The sequence below is a fragment of the Marinitenerispora sediminis genome, from assembly GCF_003336425.1.
Classification (GTDB): domain Bacteria; phylum Actinomycetota; class Actinomycetes; order Streptosporangiales; family Streptosporangiaceae; genus Marinitenerispora; species Marinitenerispora sediminis.
This window is the reverse complement of record NZ_QEIO01000175.1, coordinates 1-9,712: the sequence shown is the minus strand read 5'-3', so window position 1 is coordinate 9,712 and position 9,712 is coordinate 1. Positions and strand designations below refer to the sequence as shown.

At 75.7% G+C, this 9,712-nt stretch carries 10 protein-coding genes and 1 pseudogene; 5 read left to right on the top strand and 6 right to left on the bottom strand.

The window, feature by feature from the left end:
• Positions 1-61: 61 nt before the first annotated feature.
• Entirely contained in the window at positions 62-715 is a 654-nt protein-coding gene (locus DEF28_RS23445; RefSeq protein WP_114399488.1) for a class I SAM-dependent methyltransferase, read from the bottom strand.
• Positions 716-866: 151 nt separating this feature from the next.
• Between DEF28_RS23445 and DEF28_RS23440 the strand changes: the two genes are divergently transcribed.
• The 4 genes from DEF28_RS23440 to DEF28_RS23430 all read left to right on the top strand — a co-directional run bounded on the left by DEF28_RS23440 (position 867) and on the right by DEF28_RS23430 (position 4,152).
• Complete coding sequence (locus DEF28_RS23440) at positions 867-1,622, top strand: SDR family oxidoreductase (protein WP_114399487.1); 756 nt, start codon at positions 867-869, stop codon at positions 1,620-1,622.
• A 610-nt stretch (positions 1,623-2,232) separates the two neighbouring features.
• A complete protein-coding gene (locus DEF28_RS29015) occupies positions 2,233-2,436 on the top strand; it encodes a DUF1918 domain-containing protein (RefSeq protein WP_114433223.1) in 204 nt (67 codons plus the stop codon).
• Between the two features lie 57 nt (positions 2,437-2,493).
• The gene (locus DEF28_RS29010; RefSeq protein ID WP_309485837.1) at positions 2,494-2,760 is read left to right on the top strand and encodes a DUF1876 domain-containing protein; all 267 of its coding nucleotides are present in this window, start codon (positions 2,494-2,496) and stop codon (positions 2,758-2,760) included.
• Between the two features lie 120 nt (positions 2,761-2,880).
• Positions 2,881-4,152, top strand: a complete 1,272-nt coding sequence (locus tag DEF28_RS23430; protein ID WP_114399486.1) for an APC family permease — start codon at positions 2,881-2,883, stop codon at positions 4,150-4,152.
• A gap of 145 nt (positions 4,153-4,297) precedes the next feature.
• Here DEF28_RS23430 and DEF28_RS23425 read toward each other — a convergent pair whose 3' ends face one another.
• The 5 genes from DEF28_RS23425 to DEF28_RS23405 all read right to left on the bottom strand — a co-directional run bounded on the left by DEF28_RS23425 (position 4,298) and on the right by DEF28_RS23405 (position 9,162).
• Entirely contained in the window at positions 4,298-5,134 is an 837-nt protein-coding gene (locus DEF28_RS23425) for an NUDIX hydrolase (RefSeq protein ID WP_114399485.1), read from the bottom strand.
• Positions 5,131-5,871: an HAD family hydrolase gene (locus DEF28_RS23420; protein WP_114399484.1), complete on the bottom strand. Its 741-nt coding sequence runs from the start codon at positions 5,869-5,871 to the stop codon at positions 5,131-5,133. The genes DEF28_RS23425 and DEF28_RS23420 overlap by 4 nt, the downstream gene beginning before the upstream one ends.
• Positions 5,872-6,121: 250 nt before the next feature.
• Positions 6,122-7,069, bottom strand: coding sequence for a VWA domain-containing protein (locus tag DEF28_RS23415; RefSeq protein ID WP_114399483.1), 948 nt, complete (start codon positions 7,067-7,069; stop codon positions 6,122-6,124).
• Positions 7,070-7,106: 37 nt separating this feature from the next.
• Positions 7,107-8,087, bottom strand: a complete 981-nt coding sequence (locus tag DEF28_RS23410; RefSeq protein WP_114399482.1) for a DUF58 domain-containing protein — start codon at positions 8,085-8,087, stop codon at positions 7,107-7,109.
• 4 nt (positions 8,088-8,091) lie between these two features.
• The gene (locus DEF28_RS23405; protein WP_114433225.1) at positions 8,092-9,162 is read right to left on the bottom strand and encodes an AAA family ATPase; all 1,071 of its coding nucleotides are present in this window, start codon (positions 9,160-9,162) and stop codon (positions 8,092-8,094) included.
• 170 nt (positions 9,163-9,332) lie between these two features.
• On the opposite strand from DEF28_RS23405, the pseudogene DEF28_RS23400 reads away from it, so the two are divergent.
• Positions 9,333-9,712, top strand: a pseudogene (locus tag DEF28_RS23400) (hypothetical protein); the annotation flags it as partial.

Here is a 9,712-nt window from a genome sequence, read left to right as displayed (position 1 = left end):
GGGTGGGGCCGCTCATCAGACTACCGGCAGGTGCTGCTTCTGGGTAGTGGAGTGACCCGGGTCATCGCGAGGTGCGCAGGACGCGGAACCCCGCCCGCGACGCGACGCGCTCGGTGGGGTGGCCCGCGGCGTCCAGCCACCGCTGCAGGGAGTCGGCGCCGAGGTTCTTCTGCACCACGAGGTGGGCGTCGCCGCCGGGGGCGAGCCGGCCCAGCCAGGTCCGCAGCAGCGCATGCAGCACGGGCTTGCCGACGCGGATGGGCGGGTTGGACCAGATGGCGGCGAACGGGCCGGCGAGCGCGTCGTCGGCGGGCACCTCGGCGCCGGGCGCCTCAGCCGCGGGGGTGCCGTCGGGTTCGACCTGGCGGAACCGGGCGTTGCCGACGCCGTTGGCCCGGGCGTTGGCCCGGGCGTTGGCCCGGGCGAGGCGGACCGCGCGGGCGTTGACGTCGACCCCGAGCACCTCGGCGCGCGGCGCCCGCGCGGCCATGGTCAGGCTGATCGGGCCGTAGCCGCAGCCGATGTCGAGCAGGCGCCCCTCGGCGGGCGGGGCGGGGACCGCCTCCAGGAGGACGCGGGTGCCCAGGTCGATCCGGTCGGGGGAGAACACGCCGCGGTCGGTGCCGAGCCGCAGGTGCAGATCGGGCAGGACGAGGTCGACCGTCTGCGGCCGGCTCGCGGCCCCCGGATCGGAGTCGAAGTAGTGCTGCGCCACGCGGTGACGCTACCAGCAGCGGGAGCGCGCCGCGCGCCACCGGGAGCCGGCCCCCGGTGCCGGACCGGCCGGTCGGTACAGTTGGGGCGCCGCCGCCCGGCCCGGACCGCCCGGCGGCGCCGAGGACAAGCACGAGAGGGGAGACCGGCCCGTGCGGCGTTTCGAGGGCAGGGTGGCCGTGGTCACCGGGGCGAGCCGGGGGATCGGCCTGGCGGTCGCGCGGCGGATCGTGGCCGAGGGCGGCAGGGTCGCGGTGACCGCGCGGACCCCCGGACCGCTGGAGGAGGCGGTCGCCGAGCTGGGCGGAGCCGAGCACGCGCTGGGCGTGGCCGGACGGGCCCACGACCCCGCCCACCGGGAGGAGGCGGTCGCGCGGGCGGTCGAGGCGTTCGGCCGGATCGACGTGCTCGTCAACAACACCGGCGTCAACCCGGTCTTCGGGCCGGTGCTCGACGCCGACCCGGCGGCGATGGCGAAGGTGTTCGAGGTCAACGTCATCGCCGCGGCCGGGTGGGTGGGCGCCGTGCACCGGGCGTGGACGGCCGCCAACGGCGGCGCCGTCGTGAACGTGGCGTCGATGGCCGGCACGCACGCCTCCCCCGGGATCGGGGTCTACGGGGCGAGCAAGGCGGCGCTCATCAACCTGACGCGGCAGCTGGCCGCCGAGCTGGCGCCCGGGGTCCGGGTGAACGCGGTCGCGCCGGCGGTCGTGCGGACCCGGTTCGCCGAGGCGCTGTACGCGGAGCACGAGGAGGAGGTCGCGGCCGGCTACCCGCTGCGGCGCATCGGCCGGCCGGAGGACGTCGCGGCGGCGGTCGCCTACCTCGCCTCCGACGACGCCGCGTGGGTGACCGGCCAGGTCCTGACGCTGGACGGGGGCCGCTCGCTCGTCGCGGGCCTGGGCTAGGAGACCCACCGCTGATGCCCTGCCCGGGGGATTGCACGGTGCTCGTGGCGGCCCGGGCCCGGCGGGTCCCGCGACCTCCGGACGGCCGCCCCTGCTTCGCCGGGACCGGCCGGGGTGCCCGTGCCGTCCCCCGCCGCACACCGGGCGGACGAGCGCATTCCCCCTCCCAGGGCCTTCGCGGCTCAGGACGGGCGTGCGGACCAGGCGGACGACACGCTCCGCACGCCAGCAGCGGCCACCCGCGTCGGAAACCGCGCCCTGGTAGGGCCCGCTCCGCGGCCGCGCCTGCCGGTCCGGCATCCGCCGGCATCCGCCCGGTGGCCGCGTGCACGCCCCGGCCGAGCCGAACCCAGGACACCGTCCCCCAGACGCGGACGCGACGCCCTCGGAAGCCCCCGGGGGCGCCGCGCGCACCGGCCCCCGGCCTCCTCCACCGCGCGGTGCACCGTCCAGCGCGCCCGCGTCGTCGGTCTGGCCCCGGCGGCGGAGCGTTCCGCCGAAAACCCCGCCGGACCTGCGGCTTTGGTCGCCGCCGGGCATTGCGGTGGCCGCGCCGCGGACGGAGGATGGTCATGTACCGCGAGCCGGATCGGCTGATGGGGGAGGGCCGATGAGAGCACGAGTCGGAGACCTGCTGGTGGTGGAGACCACACGTGCCGAGACGCGGCGGCGCACGGCCGTCGTGATCGAGGCGACCGGTGACGGAGCACCGCCGTACCGGGTCCGTTGGAGCGACGACGGCCACGAGGCGCTGGTCTACCCGGGTGCGGACGCCCACGTGGAGACCCGGCGCGACCGGGCGGCGGCGACATGAGACGGTGCCCGCGGCGGGCGTGCCGCCGCGGGCGCGGGGGTGAGTCAGGTGCACTGCATGAAGCGATGGACGGTGGACATCCTCCTCTCAGAGGAGACGGACGAGGAATCGGCGCGGACGTGGGCCGAGGCGGGACTGACGATCGACGGCGAGACGAACGTCCGCGGGCACGGCATGGCCAGAAAGAACCCGACGGACATCGACGTCCCGGAGATCGGCGACGAACTCGCGGTGTCCCGGGCGCTGGCGGACCTCGCGCGGAGGCTGCGCCAGGTGGCGGCCGAGGACATCACGGAGTCGACGGGGGTGATGTGGCGAGGGTGAGCCGAGTGAACGGTACGGGGCGGCCGGGCGGAGGGCCGCCCCGCCGCCGGGCCCGGCCGACTCCGGCCGTTCCCCCGGCCTTGACTGCCGTGTGACCCTCGTGCGGCAGACTCTGGGGCCATGACCTCCTCTTCTGGATCGGATGGGCGGCCCGCGCGCGTGCTGGGCACGGGGGACGCCGTGGTGATCGGCCTGGGCGCCATGGTCGGCGCCGGGGTGTTCGCGGTGTTCGCTCCGGCGGCGCGGGAGGCCGGCGCGTGGCTGCCGGTGGCGCTGCTGGTGGCCGCGGTGGTGGCGTACTGCAACGCGACCTCCACGGCGCGGCTCGCGGCGCGGCACCCGGAGTCGGGAGGCGCCTACGTCTACGGCCGGGAGCGGCTCGGCCCGCTGTGGGGCTACCTGGCGGGCTGGTCGTTCGTGGTCGGCAAGGTGGCCTCGTGCGCGCTGATGGCGCTGACGTTCGCGGCCTACGTACTGCCCGGACTGGAGCGGCCGGTGGCACTGGCGGCCGTGGCCGTGGTCACGCTGGTCAACTGCCGCGGGGCGCGGGCGTCCGCCCGGGTGACCCGGGCGCTGCTCGTGGCGGTGCTCGCCGTGCTCGCCGCGGTGGTCGGCGTGACCGGCCGCAGCGAGGCGGCGGACCTCCGGGGGGTGCTGGATTTCGGCTCGTGGCCGGGATTCTTCGGGGTGCTCGGCGCGGCGGGGATGCTGTTCTTCGCGTTCGCCGGATACGCGCGCGTCGCCACGCTGGGCGGCGAGGTGCGGGACCCGCGGCGGACGATCCCCCGGGCGATCGGCATCGCGGTGGCTGTGGCGCTGGCGGTGTACCTGCTGGTGTGCGGCACGGTCCTGGCGGTACTGGGGCCGCGCGCCCTGGCGGCGAGCACGGCGCCGCTCGCGGACGCGGTCGCGGCGGCGGGCTGGCCGCAGCTGACGCCGCTCGTGGCGGCCGGCGCGGCGCTGGCCTGCCTCGGGGCGCTGCTCTCCCTGTCGCTCGGGGTGTCGCGGACGGTCCTGGCGCTGGCGCAGGACGGCCACCTGCCGCGGGCGCTGACGGGTCTGCACCCGCGCCACGGGGTGCCGCACCGGGCGGCGCTGGCGGTCGGCGCGGTGGTGGCCGTGCTGGTGCTGGTGCTCGACGTGCGCGCCGCGGTGGGGTTCTCGGCGTTCGGGGTCCTGGTGTACTACGCGGTCGCCAACGCCTCGGCGCTGCGGCTGGGCCCGCGTGAGGGCCGTCCGCCGCTGCTGGTGCCGGTGGTCGGGCTGGCCGGGTGCGTGGTGCTCGCGCTGAGCCTGCCGCTGCCGCTGGTGCTCGGGGGCGCGGCGATGGTCGGCGCCGGCGTACTGGTGTGGCTGGCGCGCCGCGGCCTGGCCCGGGTCAACACGGGGTGAGCGGCCCCGCGGCGCGGCCGCCGACGGCCGCCCGGCGTCCCTGACGCCCACGCGGTGCGCGCCGCGCCCGCTCTGGCGGCACGGGCGGTCCGGCCGGTCCCGCGGACCGGCCGCAGACGTGCCCGGGCCCGGGTGCGCCCCGGGGTCAGCCGGCCGCGGTGCCGGTGAGGGCGGCGAAACCACGCAGGGCGGTGGCCGAGAGCGGGAGGGCGGCCACCTCAGCGCGGGTGAACCACGCGGTGTCGATGGTCGAGCCGGCGGTCTCGGTGACGCGCGGCCGCGTGGGCTCGGCGACGAACACGTGGAAGAACACCCAGACGGCGTGGATCTCCGTGTCGTCGCTCTCCGGTCCGATCTCGCCGGTCCGGTGGTGGTTGGCGATGGTGATGAGCTCGCCCACCGCGCCGCGCTGCCCGGTCTCCTCGACGACCTCGCGGGCCAGCGCCGCGCGGACGGTCTCGCCGTGGTCGACACCGCCTCCCGGCAGGTGCCAGGTGCCGGCCCCCGGGTATCCGGGCGCGATCAAGGACAGCAGGACGCGGTCGGCGGCGTCGGTGACGACTCCGTAGGCCGCCACGCGCTCCAGCCGGGGCCGCGGGTGCGCGGGGGCGGCGGGGAGCAGCTCGGGCGCGCTGGGCCGGGCCGGCAGCGCGAGGGCCTCGGCCGGGGCGAGCGCGCCGTCCGCCGCGCCGGCGGCCGGCGCGGTGTAGTACATGCGGTCGATGTGCAGCTCCACCGGGCCGTCGGGGCCGGGGAGGGTGGCGAACTCCGTGCGGCAGTCGACCGGCCGCAGCGGGATCTCGGGGGAGAGGCGGGCCGCGGCGCGGGCCGCGTCGGCGGGGTCCTGGCCGAAGGCCACGCGCGCCCCGGGCACGCTCCAGGTGCCATCGCCGCCGGTGACGGCGATGGCACCCGCACTCGTGCGGGGCAGGAGGTGCGCGGTGACCCGGCGGGCGCGGCGGGAGGCCGCCGGCCGGCTCACAGCAGGCCCGCCGCGGCGGCCGTGCTGCTGGGGCCGAGCAGCTTGTGGACCTCCTCCAGGCTGTGGATCGTGGCGATGTCGGTGGGTTCGCCGGCGTAGCGGTGGTGGCGGTCCAGCAGCACGGGGCGCAGGCCCGCGGAGATCGCGCCGAGGGCGTCGGCGCGCAGCTGGTCGCCGATGTGCCAGCACTGGTTCGGGGCGACGCCGAGCTGCTGGCAGGCGATGTGGAAGACCCGGGGGTCGGGCTTGCCGACGCCGGCGGTGTCGGCGCACACGATGGTGGAGAAGTGGCGGGTGATCTCCAGGGTGGAGAGCTTCTCGCGCTGCAGCGCCTCGATGCCGTTGGTGATCACGCCGAGTCCGATGCCCGCGGAGGCCAGCTGGGTGAGGGCGGGGACCACGTCGTGGAAGGACCGCCAGGCGGAGCGGTGGGATTCGAGGTAGCGCTGGAAGAGCTCGTCGCAGTGCTCCTCGCTGACCCAGCTGTGCCCGGCCTGGGTGGCGAGGGCGCGCACCCGCTCGCGGCGCTGCTCGGTGAGGGTCAGGCGGCCGGCGATGTAGTTGCCGAAGGAGATATCGGTCTGGACGTCCCACAGCCGGCGGGCCGCGTTGAAGTCGGGGTGCCCCAGGCGCTCCATGAGCGTGCGCAGGCCGGCCGAGCTGGCCGCGTGCTCGTCGAGGAGGGTGTCGTCGAGGTCGAAGAAGATGACCGCGGGGGTCGAGGTATGTTCCGGCATTGTTCCTTGTTTCCGTCGTGTTGCGTGGGATGACAGGACAAACGGGTCCACGGTAGCGGGCAACGGGCGGATCACGGGCATCGGGTTCAGGGTTTCCCGTGGTCGCGGGGGGTGCGGTCCACCTGACGGGCCCTATGGCACGGGGGCTCCGCCCGTCGCGCGGGTGTGGCCAAGATCTCAGTGCTCGTTTCAGGGAGGTTGCCGCCCCGGCGACGGCGCGGACCGGCCGGCGCGGGCCGCGCCCGGCCTGTCACGGCAGGCGCTGGAACCAGACGAGCGAGGTGACGGCGGTGGCGGCCGCGAACAGCAGCGCGATGCCCACGAAGAGCGGCACGACCTCCTCGTGCACGGTCTCGGTGCCCAGCGACGAGCCGATGTCGTCGTAGACGTCGGTCAGCTCCGCCTCGGACTCGGCCTCGTAGAAGTGGCCCCCGGTGCCGTTGGCGAGGTTCTCCAGCGCCGCCTTGTCGATGTTGGCCTCCACGTACTGGCCGTTGATCTCGATGATGGAGGCGCCGGTGCCGAAGGCGATGGTGGAGACGGGCACGTCGGCGCCGGCGGCGGCGTCCACCGCCGCGGTCACCGGGCGGCCGCTGGTGTTCTCGCCGTCCGAGAGCAGCACGACAGCCGAGGGCGGCGGGTCCTCCTGGGCGTCGGCGTCGAAGGACTGGATGGACTGCAGCGACGTGAAGACGCCCTCGCCGATGGCGGTCCCGGGCGCGATCTGCAGGTTCTCGATGGAGTCGGTGACCGCCTGGTGGTCGTGGGTCGGGGAGGAGACCACGGCGGCGGCCGAGGAGAACGCGACCAGGCCGACGTTGAACCGGTCGGGCAGCGACTCGACGAAGCGCTGCGCGGACTCCTTGGCCGCGGTGAGCCGGTCTGGCGAGACGTCGCTGGCGGCCATGGACGGCGACACGTCGATGGCGACGATGATGGTCGCGCGCTCGCGCGGCACCTGGACGGGCATCGCCGGCCGGGCGAACGCGCCGATCAGGATGACGACGGTGGTGATGAAGAGGACCGCGGTGACGTGCCGCCGCCAGCCGGGGCGCTGCGGCGCGACCTGGTCGAGCAGTGCGAGGTTGGTGAAGCGCAGCGCGTAACCCCGCCGCCGTCTCTGCAGCAGGACGTAGGCGGCGACGAGGGCGGCGGCCAGGACGAGCAGCCACAGCCGTCCGGCGGACAGGAAGGTCACCCGGTTCTCCTTGTCGTTGCGCCGGATCGTCGGGGCGTCATCGGGGCACCGCCGGGGTGTGCCGGGCGAGGCGGTGGGCGGTGCGGCGCTGTTCTATCACGAAACGGGCGAGGTCCACGATCCAGTCGCGGTCGGTGCGCAGCACCAGGTGCGGCACCCCGCACCGGCGCAGACTCGCCCGGACGGCCTCCCGCTGGGCGCGCGCGGCCTCGGCGTAGCGCCGCTGGACCTTGGGGGACAGGTGCACCTCGCGGACGCGTCCGGTCTCCAGATCCTGCATCGTCACCAATCCTATGCCGGGCAGGTCGAGTTCCCGGGGATCCACCACCTCGATCGCGAGCGCCTGGTGACGGGTGTTGAGCTGGCGCAGCGGACGCTCCCACGACGCGGGCACGGCGGCGTCCAGCCGCGGCACGGGGTCCAGGAAGTCGGACACCACCACGCGCAGGCCCCGCCGGGGACGGGTGCGCGCGAGGTCGGTGAGGGCGTCGGCGAGGCCCACGCCGCCGACGGGCTCGCCGGTTGGGGTGCGGGGCGCCGCGCCGACGGTGGACAGCAGCGCGAACAGCGCGGCCTTGCCCGAGCGCGCCGGCCAGCGCCGGATGCGGCCGCGGTGCAGGAAGTGCGCGCCGAAGCGGTCGCCGACCCGCTGGGTGAGGACGTTGACCGCGGCGAGCGCCCCGATGGCGACGTCGCGCTTCTCGGCCTGCCCAGTGCCGAAGTCCATGCTGGCCGACAGGTCGAGCAGCGTCCAGCTCTCCAGCTCGCGGTCGGCGACGAGGTCGCGGACGTGCGGCGTGGCCGTGCGCGCGGTGACCGACCAGTCCATGCGCCGGACGTCGTCCTCGCCGGGCTGGTAGACGCGGGCCTCGGCCGGCTCGCTGCCCGGCCCCAGCCGCAGGCCCAGGTGCTCGCCGTGCAGCAGCCCGTCCAGGCGCCGGACGACGCGCAGGTCGAGGCGGCGCAGCGCGGCGTGGCGGCGCGGGTCGATGGGGACGGGTCCGGCTGGCTGGCCCATGGCGCTACCGGGAGGTCAGGACCGCGGCGGACTCGGCGGCCGGCGGTTCGTCCCAGATGACGCGCGGCGGCGGCACGGTGGCCAGCACCCGGTCGACGATCTGCGTGGTCGTGACGCCGTCGGCCAGGGCGTCGAAGGTGAGTACCAGGCGGTGCGCCATGACGTCGCGCGCCAGCAGGCGCACGTCGTCGGGGAGCACGTAGTCGCGGCCGCGGATGAGCGCGAGGGCGCGCGCGGCCGCCACCAGCCCGAGTGTGGCGCGCGGGCTCGCACCGATCTCCAGGACGCGGCGCAGGTCCGGCAGGCCGTAGGACTCGGGCTCGCGGGTGGCCATCACCAGCCGGACGACGTAGTCGGCGATGAGCTGGTGCACGTGGATGCCCTCGGCCTCCGCCTGCAGCTCCTGGAGCGTGACCGGGTCCAGCACCTGGCTGGCCTCGGGCGGGCGGGCGCTCATGCGCCGCAGGATCTCCATCTCCTCGTGCGCGCGCGGGTGCGGGACCATGACCTTCATGAGGAAGCGGTCGCGCTGCGCCTCCGGGAGCGGGTAGACGCCCTCGGACTCCACCGGGTTCTGGGTGGCGATCACGATGAACGGGTCGGGCAGCCGGTACGTGGTGCCGGCCAGCGACACCTGCTTCTCGGCCATCACCTCCAGCAGCGACGACTGCACCTTCGCGGGGGCGCGGTTGATCTCGTCGGCGAGGATGAAGTTGGCGAAGACCGGGCCGAGCTCGACGTCGAACTTCTCGGTGGAGGGGTGGTAGATGCGGGTGCCGACGATGTCGGAGGGCACGAGGTCGGGCGTGAACTGGATCCGGTGGAAGGTGCCGCCGGTGACCTTGGCCAGCGTGGACACGGCCAGCGTCTTCGCCACGCCCGGGACGCCCTCCAGCAGGCAGTGCCCCTTGGCGATGAGGGCGACGAGCATGCGCTCCACCATCTGGTCCTGGCCGACGATGACGGTGCTGACCTCGTGCAGGGCGGCGCGCAGCAGGCGGGTGGCCTCGGCTGTGTCGGGGCCACCCGCCTGCTGCGCGCCGGTGTGCTCGCCGTGTGCGTCGGCGTCGGACATCGATCCACTCCTCCATGCGCCGCGGCGCCCGGCGGCCGGCCGCGCCGGGTACGTTGATGGGTACGCAACGGCGAGACTACCCGTTCCGCGGGCCACCTACCGTGGAGCGGGCGCGGCGCCGTGGAGCGGGCGTGTGTGGTTCGTCGTGAGGGAAGGGCCGCGGTTTTCAGGTGTCTGGTCCGCTGCAGGACTGCGATCCGCGCCAGCTGGGGGCGTTCCGGCTGAGCGAGCGGGTGAGTGAGAGCCCCGAGGGTGTGGTGTACCTGGCGCGCGACGCCGACGGCCGCCAGGTGAGCGTGGCCGTCCTCAGCCACGGCGCGGCCGCGGACCCCGCGGCGCGGGACCGCTTCACCGCGGCCGTGGCCAAGGGCACCGGGGTGCCCGGAGCGCCGCGGGTGCTGGCGTCGAGCGCGCCGGGCGGGTCGGTGGCGTGGGTGGCGACCCCCGCCGACGGCGACGGCGGAGGAGCCCGGGCGGCGGCGTTCCTGCGGCCGGTCGGGGTGGGCGGCGCCCGGGCGGCGGGCACGCCGGCGTACGCGCCCTACTGGTC

Excerpts from the sequence above, each read along its gene's own strand:
- DEF28_RS23420 (WP_114399484.1), bottom strand. The coding sequence starts at position 5,871 with ATGCCGGAACATACCTCGACCCCCGCGGTCATCTTCTTCGACCTCGAC.
- DEF28_RS29015 (WP_114433223.1), top strand. The coding sequence starts at position 2,233 with ATGAGAGCACGAGTCGGAGACCTGCTGGTGGTGGAGACCACACGTGCC.
- DEF28_RS29010 (WP_309485837.1), top strand. The coding sequence starts at position 2,494 with ATGAAGCGATGGACGGTGGACATCCTCCTCTCAGAGGAGACGGACGAG.
- DEF28_RS23405 (WP_114433225.1), bottom strand. The coding sequence starts at position 9,162 with ATGTCCGACGCCGACGCACACGGCGAGCACACCGGCGCGCAGCAGGCG.
- DEF28_RS23430 (WP_114399486.1), top strand. The coding sequence starts at position 2,881 with ATGACCTCCTCTTCTGGATCGGATGGGCGGCCCGCGCGCGTGCTGGGC.
- DEF28_RS23410 (WP_114399482.1), bottom strand. The coding sequence starts at position 8,087 with ATGGGCCAGCCAGCCGGACCCGTCCCCATCGACCCGCGCCGCCACGCC.